Below are 20,684 nucleotides of genomic sequence, written 5' to 3'. Positions count from 1 at the left end.
GTTAAAACTACCTCGAGGTGGGTAAATTTAACATTTGTGCATAGTTACATGTTTGAAACGTTATTTCTGTAATGTTGTTAAAATATGCCTCCTTTACTGATTTCAATCAAAACCTGTATGGACAGAAGGTGAATACTTTGTTACTTTAGCGTCAAGAACATGAAATTGGTAAGACCAATTGACTCCGGGCAAATGGCTTAAGACAGGAAATCATGGCCTATAGCAAAATCCGCCAACCAAAACTCTCCGATGTGATTGAGCAGCAGCTGGAGTTTTTAATTCTTGAGGGGACACTTCGCCCCGGAGAAAAACTCCCACCGGAACGCGAGCTGGCAAAACAGTTCGACGTCTCCCGCCCCTCCTTACGCGAGGCGATCCAACGCCTTGAAGCGAAGGGGTTACTGCTTCGTCGTCAGGGCGGTGGCACTTTTGTTCAGAGCAGCCTGTGGCAGAGCTTTAGCGACCCACTGGTAGAGCTGCTCTCCGACCATCCTGAATCCCAGTTTGACCTGCTTGAGACGCGCCATGCGCTGGAAGGTATTGCAGCTTATTACGCTGCACTGCGCAGCACGGATGAAGACAAAACGCGTATCCGTGAACTCCACCATGCGATCGAGCTTGCTCAACAGTCCGGCGATCTTGACGGTGAATCTGATGCAGTACTCCAGTATCAAATTGCTGTCACCGAAGCGGCACATAATGTGGTGCTGCTCCATTTGCTAAGGTGTATGGAGCCGATGCTGGCCCAGAACGTTCGGCAAAACTTCGAATTGCTGTATGCGCGTCGTGAAATGCTGCCATTGGTTAGCAGTCACCGTACCCGTATTTTTGAAGCAATTATTGCCGGGAAGCCGGAAGAGGCGCGTGAAGCGTCCCACCGTCACCTGGCGTTTATCGAAGAGATTCTGCTGGACAGAAGCCGTGAGGAAAGCCGTCGTGAACGCGCCTTACGCCGTCTGGAGCAACGAAAGAATTAGTGATTTTTCTGGCAGAACGTTAACCAGAAGATGTTGTAAATCAAGCGCCATATAAAGTGCGCGGCAACTAAACGCAGAACCTGTCTTATTACGCTCTCTGGCGAGAACGTAATGGGACAGGTTCCAGATAACTCAACGTATTAGATAGATAAGGAATACCCCCATGTCAGAACGTTTCCCAAATGACGTGGATCCGATCGAAACTCGCGACTGGCTACAGGCGATCGAATCGGTCATCCGTGAAGAAGGTGTTGAGCGTGCTCAGTATCTGATCGACCAACTGCTTTCAGAAGCCCGCAAAGGCGGCGTGAAAGTAGCGGCAGGTGCAGGGGCCAGCAATTATGTAAACACTATTGCCGTTGAAGATGAACCGGAATACCCGGGCAATCTGGAGCTGGAACGTCGTATTCGTTCTGCTATCCGTTGGAACGCCATCATGACCGTACTGCGCGCGTCTAAAAAGGACCTCGAGCTGGGTGGCCACATGGCATCCTTCCAGTCCTCCGCAACGGTATATGATGTTTGCTTCAACCACTTCTTCCGTGCACGCAACGAGCAAGATGGCGGCGATCTGGTGTACTTCCAGGGCCACATCTCTCCGGGCATCTACGCACGCGCATTCCTGGAAGGTCGTCTGACTGAAGAGCAGATGAACAACTTCCGTCAGGAAGTACATGGCAAAGGCCTGTCTTCCTACCCGCACCCGAAACTGATGCCAGAATTCTGGCAGTTCCCGACCGTATCTATGGGGCTGGGCCCAATCGGTGCTATCTACCAGGCTAAATTCCTGAAATATCTGGAACACCGTGGTCTGAAAGATACCTCTAAACAAACCGTTTACGCCTTCCTGGGCGACGGCGAGATGGATGAGCCAGAATCAAAAGGTGCGATCACCATCGCGACCCGTGAAAAACTGGACAACCTGGTCTTTGTGATCAACTGTAACCTGCAGCGTCTTGACGGCCCGGTAACCGGTAACGGCAAGATTGTTAACGAACTGGAAGGCATCTTCGCAGGCGCTGGCTGGAACGTTATCAAAGTCATGTGGGGCGGTCGTTGGGATGAGCTGCTGCGTAAAGACACCAGCGGTAAACTGATCCAGCTGATGAACGAAACCGTTGACGGCGACTACCAGACCTTCAAATCCAAAGATGGCGCATACGTACGTGAGCACTTCTTCGGTAAATACCCGGAAACCGCAGCACTGGTTGCTGACTGGACTGATGAGCAGATTTGGTCTCTGAACCGCGGTGGTCACGATCCGAAGAAAGTTTACGCTGCACTGAAAAAAGCGCAGGAAACCAAAGGCAGAGCAACTGTAATCCTGGCCCATACCATTAAAGGTTACGGCATGGGTGACACCGCTGAAGGTAAAAACATCGCTCACCAGGTTAAGAAAATGAACATGGACGGCGTGCGTTATATCCGCGACCGTTTCAACGTTCCTGTGACCGATGAGCAGGTTGAAAACCTGTCTTACATCACCTTCCCGGAAGGTTCTGAAGAGCACACTTATCTGCACGCTCAGCGTCAGAAACTGCATGGCTACCTGCCAGCTCGTCAGCCGAACTTCACTGAGAAGCTGGAACTGCCGGCTCTGGAAGACTTCGGTGCGCTGCTGGAAGAGCAGAACAAAGAAATCTCCACCACTATCGCTTTCGTTCGTGCCCTGAACGTGATGCTGAAGAACAAGTCGATCAAAGATCGTCTGGTTCCGATCATCGCTGATGAAGCACGTACTTTCGGTATGGAAGGTCTGTTCCGTCAGATCGGTATCTACAGCCCGAACGGTCAGCAGTACACCCCGCAGGACCGTGAGCAGGTTGCTTACTATAAAGAAGACGAGAAAGGTCAGATCCTGCAGGAAGGTATCAACGAACTGGGTGCTGGCGCATCCTGGCTGGCTGCTGCGACCTCTTACAGCACCAACGATCTGCCGATGATTCCGTTCTACATCTACTACTCCATGTTCGGGTTCCAGCGTATCGGTGACCTGTGCTGGCAGGCAGGCGACCAACAGGCTCGTGGCTTCCTGATTGGTGGTACTTCCGGTCGTACGACGCTGAACGGTGAAGGTCTGCAGCACGAAGATGGTCACAGCCATATTCAGTCTCTGACTATCCCGAACTGTATCTCTTACGATCCGTCTTACGCGTACGAAGTTGCGGTCATCATGCACGATGGTCTGGAGCGTATGTACGGTGAGAAACAAGAGAACGTTTACTACTACATCACCACGCTGAACGAAAACTACCACATGCCGGCAATGCCAGCAGGTGCCGAGGAAGGTATCCGTAAAGGTATCTACAAACTCGAAACCCTCGAAGGTAAGAAAGGTAAAGTTCAGCTGCTGGGCTCCGGTTCTATCCTGCGTCACGTCCGTGAAGCAGCACAGATCCTGGCGAACGACTACGGTGTAGGTTCTGACGTTTACAGCGTAACCTCCTTCACTGAACTGGCGCGTGATGGCCAGGATTGTGAGCGCTGGAACATGCTGCACCCGATGGAAACTCCGCGCGTTCCGTACATCGCTCAGGTGATGAACGACGCTCCGGCAGTAGCATCTACTGACTATATGAAACTGTTTGCCGAACAGGTTCGTACTTATGTACCGGCTGATGATTATCGCGTACTGGGTACCGACGGTTTCGGTCGCTCTGACAGCCGTGAAAACCTGCGTCACCACTTCGAAGTTGATGCTTCCTACGTGGTTGTAGCGGCCCTGGGCGAACTGGCTAAACGTGGCGAAATCGATAAGAAAGTGGTTGCAGACGCAATCACCAAATTCAACATCGATGCAGATAAAGTTAACCCGCGTCTGGCGTAAGAGGTAAAAGAATAATGGCTATCGAAATCAATGTACCGGACATCGGGGCTGATGAAGTTGAAATCACCGAGATCCTGGTCAAAGTGGGCGACAAAGTTGAAGCTGAACAGTCGCTGATCACCGTAGAAGGCGACAAAGCCTCTATGGAAGTTCCGTCTCCTCAGGCTGGTATCGTTAAAGAGATCAAAGTCTCTGTTGGCGATAAAACTGAGACCGGCAAACTGATCATGATTTTCGATTCCGCCGACGGTGCAGCAGCAGCTGCACCTGCTCCGGCAGAAGAGAAGAAAGAAGCGGCTCCGGCAGCAGCACCTGCTGCTGCGGCGGCGAAAGACGTACACGTACCGGACATCGGCGGCGACGAAGTTGAAGTTACCGAGATCATGGTTAAAGTGGGCGACACCGTTGCGGCTGAACAGTCTCTGATCACCGTTGAAGGTGACAAAGCGTCAATGGAAGTTCCGGCACCGTTCGCGGGTACCGTTAAAGAGATCAAAATCAACACCGGCGACAAAGTGTCTACCGGTTCCCTGATTATGGTCTTCGAAGTAGCGGGCGCAGCGCCTGCTGCTGCACCGGCTCAGGCGGCTGCTCCAGCAGCAGCGGCGGCTCCGGCTGCTTCCGGCTCGAAAGAAGTTAACGTACCGGATATCGGCGGTGACGAAGTCGAAGTCACTGAAGTGATGGTTAAAGTGGGCGATAAAATTGCCGCTGAGCAATCACTGATCACCGTTGAAGGCGATAAAGCGTCAATGGAAGTTCCGGCACCGTTCGCGGGCACCGTGAAAGAAATCAAAATCAGCACCGGCGACAAAGTTAAAACCGGTTCTCTGATTATGGTCTTCGAAGTCGAAGGCGCAGCACCTGCAGCCGCTCCAGCACAAGCAGCTGCTCCGGCTCCGGCCGCAGCACCAGCGCCTGCGCAAGCCGCAGCTCCGGCCGCGAAAGCGGAAGGCAAATCTGAGTTTGCTGAAAACGACGCTTACGTTCATGCAACACCGCTGATTCGTCGCCTGGCGCGCGAATTCGGTGTGAACCTGGCGAAAGTGAAAGGTTCTGGCCGTAAAGGTCGTATCCTGCGTGAAGACGTACAGGCTTACGTGAAAGACGCTATCAAGCGTGCTGAAGCGGCTCCGGCTGCAGCAGCAGGCGGCGGTATCCCGGGCATGCTGCCTTGGCCGAAAGTGGACTTCAGCAAGTTTGGTGAAATCGAAGAAGTGGAACTGGGCCGTATCCAGAAAATCTCTGGTGCTAACCTGAGCCGTAACTGGGTGATGATCCCGCACGTTACTCACTTCGATAAGACCGATATCACCGATCTGGAAGCGTTCCGTAAACAGCAGAACGCCGAAGCTGAAAAACGTAAACTGGACGTGAAATTTACCCCAGTAGTCTTCATCATGAAAGCCGTTGCCGCAGCTCTGGAACAGATGCCGCGCTTTAACAGCTCCCTGTCTGAAGACGGTCAGCGCCTGACCCTGAAGAAATACATCAACATCGGTGTAGCGGTTGATACTCCGAATGGTCTGGTTGTTCCGGTCTTCAAGGACGTGAACAAGAAGAGCATTACCGAGCTGTCCCGCGAGCTGACCACCATCTCCAAAAAAGCGCGCGATGGTAAGCTGACTGCCGGCGAAATGCAGGGCGGCTGCTTCACTATCTCCAGCATCGGCGGCCTGGGTACCACCCACTTCGCGCCGATTGTTAACGCGCCGGAAGTGGCTATCCTCGGTGTCTCCAAGTCCTCTATGGAGCCAGTGTGGAACGGTAAAGAGTTTATGCCGCGTCTGATGATGCCGATTTCGCTCTCCTTCGACCACCGTGTAATTGACGGTGCGGATGGTGCGCGCTTTATCACCATCATCAACAACATGCTGTCTGACATTCGCCGCCTGGTGATGTAAGCGAAAAAGCCGGCCCGACGGCCGGCTTTTTTCTGGTAATCTCATGAAGTCAGTGAGGTTATTGTGCGAAAGACAAATCGGTTGCCGTTTGTTGTTTCAAAATTGTTAACAATTTTGTAAAATACGGGCGGATAGAACGACCCGGTGGACGACGGGTATAAATTAAGAGGTCATGATGAGCACTGAAATCAAAACTCAGGTCGTGGTACTTGGGGCAGGCCCTGCAGGTTACTCTGCTGCCTTCCGTTGCGCAGATTTAGGTCTGGAGACCGTCATCGTAGAACGTTACAGCACCCTCGGTGGTGTTTGTCTGAACGTCGGCTGTATCCCTTCTAAAGCGCTGCTGCACGTAGCAAAAGTTATCGAAGAAGCCAAAGCGCTGGCTGAACACGGTATCGTTTTTGGCGAGCCGAAAACCGATATCGACAAGATTCGTACCTGGAAAGAAAAAGTTATCACTCAACTGACTGGCGGTCTGGCTGGTATGGCCAAAGGCCGTAAAGTGAAAGTGGTTAACGGTCTGGGTAAATTTACCGGGGCGAACACCCTGGAAGTTGAAGGCGAAAACGGCAAAACCGTAATCAACTTCGACAACGCGATCATCGCGGCGGGTTCCCGTCCGATCGAACTGCCGTTCATTCCGCACGAAGATCCGCGCGTGTGGGACTCCACTGACGCGCTGGAACTGAAAACTGTTCCTAAGCGCCTGCTGGTTATGGGCGGCGGTATTATCGGTCTGGAAATGGGTACCGTGTACCATGCACTGGGTTCAGAGATCGACGTGGTTGAAATGTTCGACCAGGTTATCCCAGCTGCCGACAAAGACGTGGTTAAAGTCTTCACCAAGCGCATCAGCAAGAAATTCAACCTGATGCTGGAAACCAAAGTGACCGCCGTTGAAGCGAAAGAAGACGGTATCTACGTTTCCATGGAAGGCAAAAAAGCCCCTGCCGAAGCTCAGCGTTACGATGCTGTGCTGGTAGCTATCGGTCGTGTACCGAACGGTAAAAACCTCGACGCGGGCAAAGCTGGCGTTGAAGTTGATGACCGTGGCTTCATCCGCGTTGACAAACAGTTGCGCACCAACGTGCCGCACATCTTTGCTATCGGCGATATCGTCGGTCAGCCGATGCTGGCGCACAAAGGTGTTCACGAAGGTCACGTTGCCGCTGAAGTTATCGCCGGTAAGAAACACTACTTCGATCCGAAAGTTATTCCATCCATCGCGTACACTGAACCAGAAGTTGCATGGGTTGGCCTGACTGAGAAAGAAGCGAAAGAAAAAGGCATCAGCTACGAAACCGCCACCTTCCCGTGGGCTGCTTCTGGCCGTGCTATCGCTTCTGACTGCGCAGACGGTATGACCAAACTGATTTTCGACAAAGAATCTCACCGTGTGATCGGTGGTGCGATTGTCGGTACCAACGGCGGCGAGCTGCTGGGTGAAATCGGTCTGGCGATCGAAATGGGCTGTGACGCTGAAGACATCGCGCTGACCATCCACGCTCACCCGACTCTGCACGAGTCCGTTGGTCTGGCAGCTGAAGTGTTCGAAGGTAGCATCACCGACCTGCCGAACCCGAAAGCGAAGAAAAAGTAATCTTCCCGCTTTTGTGAAAACGCCTCTTCGGAGGCGTTTTTTTTCCTGAAAGCTACCAGTTCTGGTAGTCATCTTATTGATATCTCCACTAAAAAAAATTGCGCAACTGCCGATACTTTTTTCGCCATTGTGTGGCTACTGGCCGCGCGGTTAAGAGGCTCTGGACTCTCTATTACACGAAAAAAGGAAAATACATGTCTTTAAAAAAAATCGCGGTTGTTGGCATGATTGTCGCGACAATGACACTGACCGGTTGTGGCGCGATGACCACCGCCGTTAAAAAACGTAACCTTGAAGTGAAAACGCAGATGAGTGAAACCATCTGGCTGGAGCCTTCCAGCGAGAAGACCGTCTACATTCAGGTAAAAAATACCTCTGACAAAGACATGAGTAACCTGCAAACCCTGCTGGCAAATGACCTGTCCGCGAAAGGTTATAAAGTGACCAGCTCACCAGACAGCGCTTATTACTGGGTACAGGCGAACGTATTGAAAGCGGACAAAATGGATCTGCGTGAAGCTCAGGGCTTCCTGAAAACGGGTTATGAAGGTGCCGCGATGGGCGCAGCGTTGGGTGCGGGGATTACCGCCTATAATAGCAACTCCTCTGGTGCGGCGCTGGGTGTTGGTATCGCGGCGGGGCTGATCGGCATGGCTGCGGATGCGATGGTGGAAGACGTAAACTACACCATGGTCACTGACCTGCAGATCTCTGAACGCAGCAAAGCGAAAGTGACAACGGATAACGTTGCGGCGTTGCGTCAAGGGACATCCGGTATCAAGTTGCAAACCAGCAGCGCGCAAGGCGATCGTGCAAAATATCAGACTCGCGTCGTGTCTAATGCTAACAAAGTGAATCTGAAGTTCGAAGAAGCGAAGCCGGTTCTGGAAGCTCAGTTGGCGAAATCTGTCGCTAACATCCTGTAATTTGCTGTGGGTTGCCGGGGGGCGACTACGCCTTACCCGGCCAACTTATCTTTCGAATTGGTATCAGGGCGCTACGGGCTGCCAGGTTTTATCCGGATGGAATGTGGTTAACGCCTGTGCTTTTTGCTGAGAATCAACGCCGAGATCGGCCTGATAGACTTTATCATCACCGTTAATCATAAAACTCATCACGCCGGTGTGATCATAGCTAACAGGCCAGGCCACCATGGCAAAACCGCTGGTTTTGTCGGGAAGGATACGAAAATGATAGCCGTGATAGCCCGTGCCAGGTTCCTGTGGACTAAAGGCCGGACCGAGCGGGCTTGGCGCTTCGCCGGGCGAAACAGGCCAGTACAGACCATCTTTTTTCCCTTCAGAACTGACAATCTTTTGCGCGTATTTCTGGTTCATCGCAAAATAGCTCTGCTGGGCGTCAACATAAGCGTGTAACGCCTCGATAGCCGCGAGTTCGTTACGTCCAATCTCACGGGTCAGGATCTCTTCGGCCGCTTCCTTGATATCAAATTGCCAGCCTGAAGCATTTTTGACGACCGGGATTGGCAGTTGCCAGTCGCTATCCCCGACCACCAGATGCGCGGTATTGCCGTCGACAACGGTATTATGGCGAACCTTCCAGTCGCGCAGGAAACGATCAACTGCATCAGGATCGACGCCTTCTGGCGGTAGAAAATCACGCCAGTTTTCCCCGAGCAGGTTGCTCATTGCACTTTCATTTTGCTCACTAATCGCGTTTGCCAGCGCATCGGTCGCCTGGTCTGGTGTGCTGAAGGATTGTTGTGCCATCGCGGCAGCCGAAACCATGAACAACACAATTCCACTGAGTAGTTTATTTTTCATGTCGGTTCCCTTAACGATGACGGAATTCACGGTGTTCAGCACGCCCGCCAGAAGGCTGGCGCGATGGCTGATTACGGGCGACCTGCCGGCTCTGTGCCCCCCGCTGTTGCTGCGCCTGCCAGTTGGCGGAGCGACTGTCGTTCCCGCTCAGCGCATTGGCGCGTGGCTGGCTGGTCCGTTGTTGAAGATTGCGCTGTTGCACATTGCGTTGCTGCGCCGGTTGCGTGACCCGTTTCTCCTGTCGCTGGGCGACTGCCTGACGATTCTCACGTTGCTGTGTGCTTGTCCGTTTCGCGGTTTGCGGTTTGGTATCGTAACCACGGTAGTTATTACGTTGGGAAATTTGCTTCAGCTGTTGGCTGGATGCCTGACGCTGGGCGTCTTTCGTGCCCGTACGCGCCGTCTGCGGGAATGTTTTTCCCGTTGATTTTTCCATTTGGCTCATCGCAGCCTGGCGTTGGCTATCACGGTTGACCGGTCTTTGCTGGGTTGAACTTAAACCTGTAGCCGTGTTAGTGGAGTGGAAGCGGTTATTGAGCTGGTTATTTGGGTATGGCACACCCTCACGATAGGCCGGGTTGTGCTGCCAGGTACGGTTGGCGTCAGTCAGTCGTTGCCCACTGATTTTATTAAAGTTATCAACGTTAATATTGATGTTGTTATCACCATTACGGTTATAGCCGCCATGGTTATCCCAGTCATCATTATGATGGTGATCGTCGTCGTCATCCCAGTCGATGTTGCTGAAGATGGCATAGGTTGTGGCAACACCGAGGCTGAAGCCTAAACCATTAACGAAGCTGTTACCAAACTGCTCACCGGGCGTTGGCGGCAGATAGGTTGGCGGATAGGCGGTGTTCGGCCAGGTACCGTAAACCGTATTCGGGTTATAGGTAGGAACGTACACCACCTGCGGATCGGCGGATTCAATTTTGATTACCGTTGGAGCCGGTGGGGCCGTCGATTGAACTGTTACTCCTTCTTGAGTTTGGGTACGAGGAGGAGGCACATTTTTCACACTCGTGGTGACTGTCTGCTGCGGTGTCGATTGCAACGCACCGGTCTGTTGCGCCAGTGCACGCAGGCGTTGAACGGAATCCATAACATCTTTTGGCTGCGCAAGGAAAGCATCGCCCAGACTTTGTACCCACGGCGGATTTTCACCCATCAGCGACATCAACTGAGGAAAGGCGACCAGCGATTTCACGCTGGGATCCCAGGGCTGGCTGGCAACGGCCTGAATGGCGGCATCGCCCTGCATTTTGGGATTGTCTTTTGACCACTGTGCGGCCTGGATGACGTTAGCCGGATAGGTTGAGGCCATCAAAATTTGCGACAGCAGCGAGTCTGGATAGAGTGCGATAGGTGCAACCCACTGATCGATTTGTGCTGCCGAGTAGGTTGGTGCCACGACGGGCGCTGTTTGGTCGGCCGGGGCAGGGGCCGCTATTGGCGCTGGAGCCGGTGTTGACGGTTGCTGTGCAACGGGGGCCGGAGCCGCAGGCTCCATAGCACGACTTTTAACGAACATCACGCCTGAGGCGGCAAACAGCCCGACACTGCACAAAAGGACAAGCAGATGTGGCTTAAGGGGCAACTTCATAAAATGACTCCAACGAGACAAGCGCTGTGCCGTGAGGCGTTCCTGTTGCCGCGAGTATTATTCACCCGTGTTAGACAGTTTTGACTTTTATTGGGGATTCACCCGGTAGGTCCGGAAAAAGAGTGTGAGGATTTATTACACAATTATATCTGATGGCTGAAAAGTCGCTGGAAAATCCAGCATCTCGCGCTTGAAAATCAACCGTTTCAGGGTGGTTTTAGGTAGCCTGAATTGCGTTCCTCCTTGCCGCTACACCATTCTTAACGATTCAGCCAATTTTTTATGTTGCTTTTTTGTAAACGGATTAACACTTAATGAAAATCCTGTTATTGTGCCTTATGCGGTACCGGGCATTTACCCTACTAACTACTGTCTCACAGGAGCGTGAAGAGAATCGCCCATCTACAAAAGCGCCGCATTATGACAATGAGAGCGAGGAGATATCGTCGTGCTAGAAGAATACCGTAAGCACGTAGCTGAGCGTGCTGCCCAGGGGATTGTGCCAAAACCTTTAGACGCAACCCAAATGGCCGCACTTGTCGAGCTGCTGAAGACCCCGCCTGTGGGCGAAGAAGAATTCCTGTTAGACCTGTTGATCAACCGTGTTCCTCCTGGCGTAGATGAAGCCGCTTATGTTAAAGCCGGTTTTCTCGCTGCCGTCGCGAAAGGCGACACCACCTCCCCGCTGGTTACCCCAGAAAAAGCCATTGAACTGCTGGGCACCATGCAGGGTGGTTACAACATTCATCCGCTGATCGACGCGCTGGATGACGCCAAATTGGCACCGATTGCCGCCAAAGCGCTCTCTTCAACGCTGCTGATGTTCGATAACTTCTACGATGTGGAAGAAAAAGCCAAAGCGGGCAACGAATATGCGAAGCAGGTAATGCAATCCTGGGCCGATGCCGAATGGTTCCTGAACCGTCCGGCTCTGGCTGAAAAAATCACCGTTACCGTCTTTAAAGTGACCGGTGAAACCAACACCGATGACCTCTCTCCGGCACCGGACGCATGGTCCCGCCCGGATATCCCGCTGCACGCGCTGGCGATGCTGAAAAACGCCCGTGAAGGTATCGAACCGGATCAGCCGGGCGTAGTTGGCCCGATCAAACAGATCGAAGAATTGCAGAAAAAAGGTTACCCGCTGGCTTATGTGGGTGATGTTGTCGGTACCGGTTCTTCGCGTAAATCCGCGACCAACTCCGTGCTGTGGTTCATGGGTGACGACATTCCTCATGTGCCGAACAAGCGCGGCGGCGGCCTGTGCCTCGGCGGCAAAATTGCACCTATATTCTTCAACACCATGGAAGATGCGGGCGCACTGCCGATTGAAGTGGACGTGTCGAACATGAACATGGGCGACGTGATTGACGTTTACCCGTTCAAAGGCGAAGTACGCAACCACGAAACAGGCGAACTGCTGGCCAGCTTTGAGCTGAAAACCGAAGTCCTGATCGACGAAGTACGTGCTGGTGGTCGTATTCCGCTGATCATCGGTCGTGGCCTGACCACCAAAGCGCGCGAAGCGCTGGGTCTGCCGCACTCAGACGTCTTCCGTCAGGCGAAAGACGTGGCGGAAAGCAGCCGTGGCTTCTCCCTGGCACAGAAAATGGTTGGCCGCGCCTGCGGCGTGAAAGGTATCCGTCCGGGCGCGTACTGCGAACCGAAGATGACCTCCGTGGGATCTCAGGATACCACCGGCCCAATGACCCGTGACGAACTTAAAGACCTGGCGTGCCTGGGCTTCTCAGCTGACCTGGTGATGCAGTCCTTCTGTCACACCGCTGCCTATCCGAAGCCGGTGGATGTCAATACGCACCATACGCTGCCAGACTTCATCATGAACCGTGGTGGTGTTTCCCTGCGTCCGGGCGACGGCGTTATCCACTCTTGGCTGAACCGTATGCTGCTGCCGGATACCGTAGGTACCGGTGGTGACTCCCATACCCGTTTCCCTATCGGGATCTCCTTCCCAGCAGGTTCTGGTCTGGTGGCGTTTGCTGCAGCGACCGGCGTGATGCCGCTGGATATGCCGGAATCGGTGCTGGTGCGCTTCAAAGGTAAAATGCAGCCGGGTATCACTCTGCGTGACCTGGTTCACGCCATTCCGCTGTACGCGATCAAACAGGGTCTGCTGACCGTTGAGAAGAAAGGTAAGAAGAACATCTTCTCTGGCCGCATCCTTGAAATCGAAGGTCTGCCGGATCTCAAAGTGGAGCAGGCGTTCGAACTGACCGATGCTTCCGCAGAGCGTTCTGCTGCGGGCTGTACCATCAAGCTGAACAAAGAGCCGATCATTGAGTATCTGAACTCTAACATCGTTCTGCTGAAGTGGATGATCGCGGAAGGCTACGGCGACCGTCGTACGCTGGAACGTCGTGTGCAGGGCATGGAAAAATGGCTGGCGGATCCGCAGTTGCTGGAAGCCGACGCTGACGCAGAATACGCGGCGGTGATCGACATTGACCTGGCTGACATCAAAGAACCAATCTTGTGTGCACCGAACGATCCGGACGACGCGCGTCTGCTGTCTGACGTACAGGGTGAGAAGATCGACGAAGTGTTCATCGGCTCCTGCATGACTAACATCGGCCACTTCCGTGCCGCAGGTAAGCTGCTGGATGCGCACAAAGGCCAACTGCCGACACGTCTGTGGGTGGCTCCGCCAACCCGTATGGATGCGGCACAGCTGACCGAAGAAGGTTATTACAGCGTGTTCGGTAAGAGCGGTGCGCGTATCGAAATTCCAGGCTGCTCTCTGTGCATGGGTAACCAGGCGCGTGTCGCCGACGGCGCAACGGTGGTCTCGACCTCTACTCGTAACTTCCCGAACCGTTTAGGTACCGGGGCAAACGTCTACCTGGCTTCTGCGGAGCTGGCGGCGGTTGCGGCGCTGATCGGCAAACTGCCGACGGCGGAAGAGTACCAGACCTATGTGGCGCAGGTGGATAAAACTGCCGTGGATACTTACCGTTATCTGAACTTCGACCAGCTGTCTCAGTATACGGAGAAAGCCGATGGTGTGATTTTCCAGACCGCGGTGTAATGCGCTAACGCGTTTTGTGTAAAAACACATCAATGCCCGGAGAAGTCTGCTTCTCCGGGCATTTTTATTTCTATTCCTTATACCCACTACGCTTTTTTTCTGCCGCGCTGCTGCGATAATTACAGCAAGGCGCGATGCGGTATTGGCGCATTGCCGGGAGTAGAGGAAGACATTATGGATTACGAATTTCTGCGCGATATTACCGGGGTGGTAAAAGTGCGTATGTCCATGGGCCACGAGGTGGTGGGGCACTGGTTTAATGAAGAAGTGAAAGAAAACCTGGCCTTACTTGATGAAGTGGAACAGGCGGCGCGTGCGGTTAAGGGCAGTGAGCGCTCCTGGCAGCGAGCAGGGCATGAATACACGCTCTGGCTGGATGGCGAAGAAGTGATGGTTCGCGCTAATCAGTTGGAGTTCTCTGGAGATGAGATGGAAGAGGGGATGAGCTATTACGACGAAGAAAGTTTTTCGCTTTGTGGTGTAGAGGACTTTCTTCAGGTTGTGGCGGCATACCGCGAATTTGTGCATCAATCCTGAGATATTTCAGATATCAATGAAGCCGGGTGAGACAACCCCGGCTTTTTTTTCGCCTGGAATGATTGTTTGATTTTTATTAGTCATTCTAAAACTGTGATCTGGCGCGTTTGTGATCTTATTTTGATTAAATATAATCGTTATGATTTTATTTAATCACAACATAACAACAGGCGGGAAGACCATGAACATCAAGAAGGCAATAGAACGCGTACCCGGCGGCATGATGGTTGTGCCGTTGGTTATCGGTGCCATTATCAACACTTTTGCCCCGCAGGCGTTGCAGATCGGTGGATTCACCACTGCTTTATTTAAAAATGGCGCGGCTCCCTTGATTGGCGCGTTCCTGCTCTGTATGGGCGCGGGAATTAGTGTAAAGGCCGCGCCGCAAGCTTTGCTACAAGGCGGCACGATTACGCTGACCAAGTTACTGGTCGCGATTGCGATTGGTCTCGGGGTTGAACACCTGTTTGGCGCGGAAGGCATCTTTGGCTTAAGTGGTGTCGCCATTATTGCGGCAATGAGTAACTCCAATGGTGGGCTTTACGCGGCGTTGGTTGGTGAGTTTGGCAATGAACGCGATGTCGGCGCGATCTCCATTTTGTCTCTGAATGACGGACCTTTCTTTACCATGATAGCGCTGGGCGCGGCGGGTATGGCAAATATTCCTATCATGGCGCTGGTGGCGGTTCTTGTTCCGCTGGTGGTTGGCATGATCCTTGGTAACCTCGACGCCAATATGCGTGACTTCCTGACGAAAGGCGGCCCACTGCTCATTCCTTTCTTTGCGTTTGCCCTTGGAGCCGGTATTAACCTGGAAATGCTGCTGCAAGGCGGTTTGGCGGGCATTCTGCTGGGCGTGCTGACCACCTTTGTGGGCGGCTTCTTTAACATTCGTGCCGATCGTCTGGTTGGCGGGAGTGGTATTGCTGGTGCTGCGGCATCCAGTACGGCGGGGAACGCCGTCGCGACGCCACTGGCCATAGCACAGGCCGATCCCTCGCTGGCAGAGGTTGCCGTTGCGGCAGCGCCGCTGATCGCTGCGTCAGTCATTACAACCGCCATCCTGACGCCAATTCTTACGTCGTGGGTCGCGAAAAAACAGGCGCGTCAGACCGTGCAGGAGAAGAAAGCATGAAAATGATCGTTATCGCCGATGACTTTACGGGCTCTAACGATACCGGCGTACAACTGGCGAAAAAAGGGGCGCGTACCGAAGTAATGCTGACCCCAGCGCAGAAACCGTCGCGCCGCGCCGATGTTCTGGTCATCAATACGGAAAGCCGGGCGATGCCAGCAATGCAGGCTGCTACGGCTGTACAACAGGCGTTAGCGCCATGGTGTGGGGACGTAACAACACCGCTGGTATACAAAAAAATTGACTCGACATTCCGTGGCAATGTGGGCGCTGAAGTCACTGCAGCCATGCGTACAGCCGGTCGGACGCTGGCCGTGATTGCGGCGGCGATTCCTGCTGCCGGGCGCACCACGCAGGATGGCTTGTGCCTGGTCCATGGTGTACCGCTGCTGGAAACGGAATTCGCCAGCGATCCAAAAACGCCTATTCACTCTTCGCGTATTGCTGAACTGGTCGCGCTGCAAAGCGATATCCCTGTACATGAGGTGTCGCTGGTGGATGTGCGTCGGGGAAGTTTGAGTGCGCTGCTGAGCGCTTTTGCAAAAGCCGGCGAATGTATGGTGGTGGTGGATGCTGTGGAGGAGCGAGATCTCGCGCTCATTGCACAGGCAGTTTGTGAGCAAAAAAAGATGCCGCTGCTCGTAGGGGCGGCAGGGCTGGCCAATGCATTACCGGCCGGAATGTTTATGCAAGAGAAGCAGGAATTACCGGTGTTGGTTGTGGCTGGCTCAATGAGTGAGGCAACGCGACGTCAGGTGGAAAAAGCAGTGTGTCAGGGCCGGGCAAAAGTTGTTGATATCGATGCCGCGCGGTTGGTTGCATCGTCATTTGCACCGGAAATGGACTCTGTTATTGAACAGGCTTGCGCGCAGTTGAGCCAGCAGCAACACACAATCCTGCGTACCAGTCGGTGTGCAGAAGACCGGGACATGATCGACACGCTGTGCTTCAACGTGGGGATGAGTCGCCAGCAGTTGGGAGAACTGCTGAGTCAGCGTCTTGGGGAGACAACGCTGCGCATTATTGAACAAGCACGTATCGGCGGTTTGTTCCTGACCGGAGGCGATATTGCCACGGCGGTCGCCAGTGCGTTGGGTGCTGAAGGGTATCGCATCCACAGTGAGGTTGCCTCCTGTATTCCGTGCGGAACGTTTGTGAATAGCGAGATTGACGACTTGCCGGTAATTACCAAAGCGGGTGGATTCGGTTCTGATACGACCCTTTGCGATGCGCTGTATTTTATTGAGGAGATGTACCGTGGTAACTAAAACAATTGCGATTACGATGGGAGATCCGGCGGGGATTGGTCCGGAAATTATTGTTAAAGCGCTACGCGAAGATGAACTTAATGGTGCACCGCTGGTGGTGGTCGGGTGCCTGAAAACGCTGCAGCGATTGCAGGCTCAGGGGCTGGCTGACGGAGTAACATTTCGCGCAATCGAACAGGTTGCTGATGCCCGATTTACGCCAGATACGATTCATGTGATTGATGAGCCGTTGGCAAAACCCGAAGAACTTGTTCCCGGAAAAGTACAGGCCCAGGCGGGCGATCTGGCCTATCGCTGTGTGAAACGGGCGACTGAACTGGCGATGAAGGGGGATGTGCATGCCATCGCGACCGCGCCGTTGAACAAAGAGGCGCTGCATCTCGGCGGACACAATTATCCGGGACATACCGAACTGCTGGCAACGCTGACCGAAAGCCGTGACTACGCGATGGTGCTGTACACCGATAAGCTGAAAGTTATCCATGTTTCGACGCATATCGCACTGCGCAAATTCCTTGATACGCTCAATGGGCAACGTGTCGAAACGGTGATTGGTATCGCGGATACCTTCCTGAAGCGCGTAGGCTTTGCACATCCGCGTATTGCCGTTGCGGGGGTGAATCCACATGCCGGAGAGAATGGCTTGTTTGGCGATGAGGAAATTCGTATTGTCGGACCCGCGATTGAGAATATGAAAGCGAAAGGGATGGATGTTTACGGTCCGTGCCCGCCGGATACCGTGTTTTTACAGGCTTATGAAGGTCAATATGACATGGTGGTGGCGATGTACCACGATCAGGGGCATATCCCGCTGAAATTGCTTGGTTTCTATGACGGTGTAAATATCACAGCAGGTTTGCCGTTTATTCGTACCTCTGCCGATCACGGTACGGCATTTGATATCGCCTGGACGGGAAAAGCAAAATCTGAGAGCATGGCCGTATCGATCAAACTGGCAATGCAACTGGCGTAATTTACTGTTATGAAAGGGCAACATCGTCTGGATAAGATTGTGGCGTATTTGAAAAATCATACGCTGGTTACCGTGGAACAGTTGGTTGACGCGGTTGACGCCTCTCCAGCAACGATCAGGCGCGATCTCATCAAACTGGATGAGCAGGGCGTGATCAGCCGCAGCCACGGCGGTGTTGCGTTACGGCGCTTTGAAGCGGCGCAGCCGACCACGAACGAAAAGCAACTGCGATCGCCTGCTGAGAAACGGGCGATTGCGCGTTTTGCCGCCTCAATGGTGCGTGCGGGCGATGCCGTGGTGCTTGATGCCGGTACCACAATGCTGGAGCTGGCAAAATGTCTGACGCATTTGCCGCTGCGAGTGATTACCGTTGATCTGCACATTGCCCTGTTTTTGTCAGAATTCCGTCAGATAGAGGTGACGATTGTCGGTGGGCGCATCGATGACAGCAGCCAGTCCTGTATTGGTGAGTTTGGCCGGAAAATGTTGCGTAGTGTCTATCCCGATATCGCTTTTATGAGTTGTAACACCTGGAGTATGGAAAAGGGTGTAACCACGCCAACGGAAGACAAAGCGGGATTAAAGCAGGAAATTATTGCGAATGCCCAACGGAAGGTATTACTGGCGGATAGCAGTAAGTATGGTGCACATTCGTTATTTAACGTCGCGCCGCTTAGTTGCTTTACCGATGTTGTTACCGATGTGAATCTACCGCCAAACGCGCAGACTGAATTAAAAGCGCAATCCGTTGCCCTGACGCTGGTACAGCCAGAGTAACGGCTCTCTCAATACTGATTGCGCCGGAGATTATTTAACGTAGGCCAACAGGCTCAGAGAATCACGCGCCAGTGCTTTGCATTTCTTTGCCGTGGGGATGCCGATACCGCTGAGATCGCGGTAGCTGTCTTCACCCAGCGCTTTCATATTGAAGGTGTCGTAATTACTCAGGTCCCACTGGTTTTGCTGGGCAAAAAAGACCAGTGCGCGGCGGATCTGCCCATTAGGCAAATTCTGGTATCCACAGTCATTTTTCAGAAAAACAAAAACTGCCGTTAAATCGGCCATATCTTCGGCTTCGGACTCGCTAAGCGCGTAGCTGTTTGCGCATACGGCCATCAGGCTGCCGAACAAAACTGTTCTGAAAAACGTCTTCATTGCTTCTACCACTGCATCACGGAATTTAAACGTTAGCATACTGCGAGCGAAGCGACGACCTTTATTATTAGCCGTTCACTTGACCTTCCCGTAAGGGGAAGGCTTATGCTTAAAAGATAGCCTGCTTAAGCTGCTGAATATAAGGAAGTGAGAATGCAACGTCGTGACTTTTTAAAGTACTCCGTGGCGCTGGGCGTCGCGTCAGCGTTACCTTTGTGGAGCCGGAGCGTATTTGCCGCCGACCGTCCCGCCTTACCCATTCCTGATCTGTTAACCGCCGATGCTTCGAATCGCATCCAGCTGATCGTGCAAGCCGGGCAGTCAAACTTTGCCGGTAAGACGGCCACGACCTGGGGATATAACGGCAATCTGCTCGGACCTGCGGTCAAGCTGAACAAAGGGCAATCGGTGAACGTGGATATCCATAACCAGCTTGCCGAAGAGACGACGTTGCACTGGCACGGGCTGGAAATCCCTGGTGAAGTCGACGGTGGGCCGCAAGGCATAATCCCGGCGGGCGGGAAACGTTCAGTGACCTTCACGCCGGATCAGCGCGCGGCAACCTGCTGGTTCCACCCTCATCAGCATGGAAAGACCGGTCATCAGGTAGCGATGGGGCTGGCCGGACTGGTGCTGATTGAAGACGAAGAGATTCGCAAGCTGATGCTGCCTAAGCAGTGGGGAATTGATGATGTGCCGGTAATTATTCAGGACAAACAGTTCTCTGCTGATGGGCAGGTTGATTATCAACTGGACATCATGACCGCCGCAGTCGGCTGGTTTGGCGATACGCTGCTGACCAACGGGGCGATTTATCCTCAGCATGCCGCACCGCGCGGCTGGCTGCGCCTGCGTCTGTTGAATGGTTGTAACGCGCGCTCGCTGAACATTGCGGCCAGCGACAATCGTCCTTTGTACGTCATTGCCAGCGACGGTGGACTGTTGGCGGAACCGGTAAAAGTGACCGAGCTTCCTATGCTGATGGGCGAGCGCTTTGAAGTACTGGTGGATGTCAGTGACGGCAAAGCTTTTGATCTGGTCACTCTGCCGGTCAGCCAGATGGGGATGGCAATTGCGCCATTTGATAAGCCGCACCCGGTGATGCGCGTTCAGCCGCTGCTGATTACCGCTTCCGGCACGCTGCCGGATACGCTGACATCCATGCCATCGCTGCCGTCACTGGAAGGTCTGACGGTGCGCAAGCTGCAGCTGTCGATGGATCCGATGCTCGATATGATGGGCATGCAAATGCTGATGAAGAGATTCGGCGGTCAGGCCATGGCGGGTATGGATCATGGAAAGGTGATGGGCCATATGAATAATGACAATATGGACCACGGCAATATGAATCATGGCAATATGAACCACGGTGAGATGGGGAATATGCAGCATGGCAACATGGGCAACATGGGCAACATGGGCAACATGAAGCATGGCGGATCGTTTGATTTCCATAATGCCAACCGGATTAATGGTCAGGCATTTGATATGAATAAACCGATGTTTGCCGCGGCAAAAGGGCAGCATGAACGCTGGGTGATTTCTGGTCAGGGCGACATGATGCTGCATCCGTTCCACATTCACGGCACGCAGTTCCGCATTCTGTCTGAGAATGGCAAAGCGCCTGCCGTACACCGTGCGGGATGGAAGGACACGGTACGGGTAGAAGGCGGCGTGAGCGAGGTATTGGTTAAGTTTGACCATGACGCGCCAAAAGAGCATGCCTATATGGCGCACTGCCATCTGTTAGAGCATGAAGATACCGGGATGATGCTCGGCTTCACCGTCTAAAAAAATCGCGCTGTTCTTATCCGGCCTACAGAAATCTCTCGTAAGTCGGATGAGACACAGTCTCTTTACAGCGTTTCATCGCAC

The 20,684-nt window shown here is 53.3% G+C and carries 15 protein-coding genes; 12 read left to right on the top strand and 3 right to left on the bottom strand.

The features are described from left to right. The first annotated feature begins 212 nt into the window (after positions 1 to 212). The 5 genes from pdhR (at position 213) to traT (ending at position 8,234) form a co-directional block, all read left to right on the top strand. A complete protein-coding gene (gene pdhR / locus GUC46_RS19715) occupies positions 213 to 977 on the top strand; it encodes a pyruvate dehydrogenase complex transcriptional repressor PdhR (RefSeq protein ID WP_003018699.1) in 765 nt (254 codons plus the stop codon). A gap of 163 nt (positions 978 to 1,140) precedes the next feature. After that, the gene (gene aceE, locus GUC46_RS19710; RefSeq protein WP_003845758.1) at positions 1,141 to 3,804 is read left to right on the top strand and encodes a pyruvate dehydrogenase (acetyl-transferring), homodimeric type; all 2,664 of its coding nucleotides are present in this window, start codon (positions 1,141 to 1,143) and stop codon (positions 3,802 to 3,804) included. 14 nt (positions 3,805 to 3,818) lie between these two features. Further along, the gene (gene aceF, locus GUC46_RS19705) at positions 3,819 to 5,708 is read left to right on the top strand and encodes a pyruvate dehydrogenase complex dihydrolipoyllysine-residue acetyltransferase (protein WP_130715171.1); all 1,890 of its coding nucleotides are present in this window, start codon (positions 3,819 to 3,821) and stop codon (positions 5,706 to 5,708) included. Between the two features lie 175 nt (positions 5,709 to 5,883). After that, positions 5,884 to 7,308 carry a dihydrolipoyl dehydrogenase gene (gene lpdA / locus GUC46_RS19700; RefSeq protein ID WP_003018686.1) on the top strand — a complete coding sequence of 475 codons (1,425 nt, stop codon included), beginning with the start codon at positions 5,884 to 5,886 and terminating at the stop codon, positions 7,306 to 7,308. Between the two features lie 194 nt (positions 7,309 to 7,502). Next, positions 7,503 to 8,234 (top strand): complement resistance protein TraT, encoded by a 732-nt coding sequence (gene traT, locus GUC46_RS19695; RefSeq protein ID WP_003837465.1) that lies wholly within the window; start codon positions 7,503 to 7,505, stop codon positions 8,232 to 8,234. Between the two features lie 63 nt (positions 8,235 to 8,297). Here traT and GUC46_RS19690 read toward each other — a convergent pair whose 3' ends face one another. Beyond that, a complete protein-coding gene (locus GUC46_RS19690; protein ID WP_003018680.1) occupies positions 8,298 to 9,092 on the bottom strand; it encodes a DUF2950 family protein in 795 nt (264 codons plus the stop codon). Between the two features lie 10 nt (positions 9,093 to 9,102). Beyond that, positions 9,103 to 10,695, bottom strand: a complete 1,593-nt coding sequence (locus tag GUC46_RS19685; protein ID WP_088902738.1) for a DUF3300 domain-containing protein — start codon at positions 10,693 to 10,695, stop codon at positions 9,103 to 9,105. Between the two features lie 448 nt (positions 10,696 to 11,143). On the opposite strand from GUC46_RS19685, the gene acnB reads away from it, so the two are divergent. The 6 genes from acnB (at position 11,144) to GUC46_RS19655 (ending at position 18,431) form a co-directional block, all read left to right on the top strand. Next, a complete protein-coding gene (gene acnB, locus GUC46_RS19680; protein ID WP_016149564.1) occupies positions 11,144 to 13,741 on the top strand; it encodes a bifunctional aconitate hydratase 2/2-methylisocitrate dehydratase in 2,598 nt (865 codons plus the stop codon). Between the two features lie 174 nt (positions 13,742 to 13,915). After that, positions 13,916 to 14,278: a protein YacL gene (yacL, locus tag GUC46_RS19675; protein ID WP_020996227.1), complete on the top strand. Its 363-nt coding sequence runs from the start codon at positions 13,916 to 13,918 to the stop codon at positions 14,276 to 14,278. A 181-nt stretch (positions 14,279 to 14,459) separates the two neighbouring features. After that, complete coding sequence (locus GUC46_RS19670) at positions 14,460 to 15,413, top strand: 2-keto-3-deoxygluconate permease 1 (RefSeq protein ID WP_130715170.1); 954 nt, start codon at positions 14,460 to 14,462, stop codon at positions 15,411 to 15,413. After that, on the top strand, positions 15,410 to 16,681 hold the full coding sequence (locus GUC46_RS19665; RefSeq protein ID WP_130715169.1) for a D-threonate kinase: 1,272 nt from the start codon (positions 15,410 to 15,412) through the stop codon (positions 16,679 to 16,681). Before GUC46_RS19670 ends, GUC46_RS19665 begins: the two co-directional genes overlap by 4 nt. Beyond that, a complete protein-coding gene (locus GUC46_RS19660) occupies positions 16,671 to 17,654 on the top strand; it encodes a D-threonate 4-phosphate dehydrogenase (protein WP_080975632.1) in 984 nt (327 codons plus the stop codon). The genes GUC46_RS19665 and GUC46_RS19660 overlap by 11 nt, the downstream gene beginning before the upstream one ends. Positions 17,655 to 17,663: 9 nt before the next feature. After that, a complete protein-coding gene (locus GUC46_RS19655) occupies positions 17,664 to 18,431 on the top strand; it encodes a DeoR/GlpR family DNA-binding transcription regulator (RefSeq protein ID WP_008786221.1) in 768 nt (255 codons plus the stop codon). 30 nt (positions 18,432 to 18,461) lie between these two features. On the opposite strand, the gene GUC46_RS19650 is transcribed toward GUC46_RS19655, so the two are convergent. Further along, positions 18,462 to 18,809 (bottom strand): YacC family pilotin-like protein, encoded by a 348-nt coding sequence (locus tag GUC46_RS19650; RefSeq protein WP_003018667.1) that lies wholly within the window; start codon positions 18,807 to 18,809, stop codon positions 18,462 to 18,464. A 153-nt stretch (positions 18,810 to 18,962) separates the two neighbouring features. Here GUC46_RS19650 and cueO point away from each other — a divergent pair, with 153 nt between their 5' ends. Beyond that, the gene (gene cueO / locus GUC46_RS19645; RefSeq protein ID WP_130715168.1) at positions 18,963 to 20,600 is read left to right on the top strand and encodes a multicopper oxidase CueO; all 1,638 of its coding nucleotides are present in this window, start codon (positions 18,963 to 18,965) and stop codon (positions 20,598 to 20,600) included. The last annotated feature ends 84 nt before the right edge of the window (positions 20,601 to 20,684 follow it).

The sequence above is a fragment of the Citrobacter sp. LUTT5 genome (genome assembly GCF_009905315.1).
In the GTDB taxonomy this organism is placed as follows: Bacteria; Pseudomonadota; Gammaproteobacteria; order Enterobacterales; family Enterobacteriaceae; genus Citrobacter; species Citrobacter freundii.
This window is presented reverse-complemented; position numbering and strand designations above follow the sequence as displayed.

Coding starts and splice junctions, on each gene's coding strand:
- GUC46_RS19655 (WP_008786221.1), top strand. CDS start 17,664: ATGAAAGGGCAACATCGTCTGGATAAGATTGTGGCGTATTTGAAAAAT.
- aceF (WP_130715171.1), top strand. CDS start 3,819: ATGGCTATCGAAATCAATGTACCGGACATCGGGGCTGATGAAGTTGAA.
- traT (WP_003837465.1), top strand. CDS start 7,503: ATGTCTTTAAAAAAAATCGCGGTTGTTGGCATGATTGTCGCGACAATG.
- GUC46_RS19685 (WP_088902738.1), bottom strand. CDS start 10,695: ATGAAGTTGCCCCTTAAGCCACATCTGCTTGTCCTTTTGTGCAGTGTC.
- GUC46_RS19650 (WP_003018667.1), bottom strand. CDS start 18,809: ATGAAGACGTTTTTCAGAACAGTTTTGTTCGGCAGCCTGATGGCCGTA.
- GUC46_RS19670 (WP_130715170.1), top strand. CDS start 14,460: ATGAACATCAAGAAGGCAATAGAACGCGTACCCGGCGGCATGATGGTT.
- lpdA (WP_003018686.1), top strand. CDS start 5,884: ATGAGCACTGAAATCAAAACTCAGGTCGTGGTACTTGGGGCAGGCCCT.
- aceE (WP_003845758.1), top strand. CDS start 1,141: ATGTCAGAACGTTTCCCAAATGACGTGGATCCGATCGAAACTCGCGAC.
- cueO (WP_130715168.1), top strand. CDS start 18,963: ATGCAACGTCGTGACTTTTTAAAGTACTCCGTGGCGCTGGGCGTCGCG.
- yacL (WP_020996227.1), top strand. CDS start 13,916: ATGGATTACGAATTTCTGCGCGATATTACCGGGGTGGTAAAAGTGCGT.
- GUC46_RS19665 (WP_130715169.1), top strand. CDS start 15,410: ATGAAAATGATCGTTATCGCCGATGACTTTACGGGCTCTAACGATACC.
- pdhR (WP_003018699.1), top strand. CDS start 213: ATGGCCTATAGCAAAATCCGCCAACCAAAACTCTCCGATGTGATTGAG.
- GUC46_RS19690 (WP_003018680.1), bottom strand. CDS start 9,092: ATGAAAAATAAACTACTCAGTGGAATTGTGTTGTTCATGGTTTCGGCT.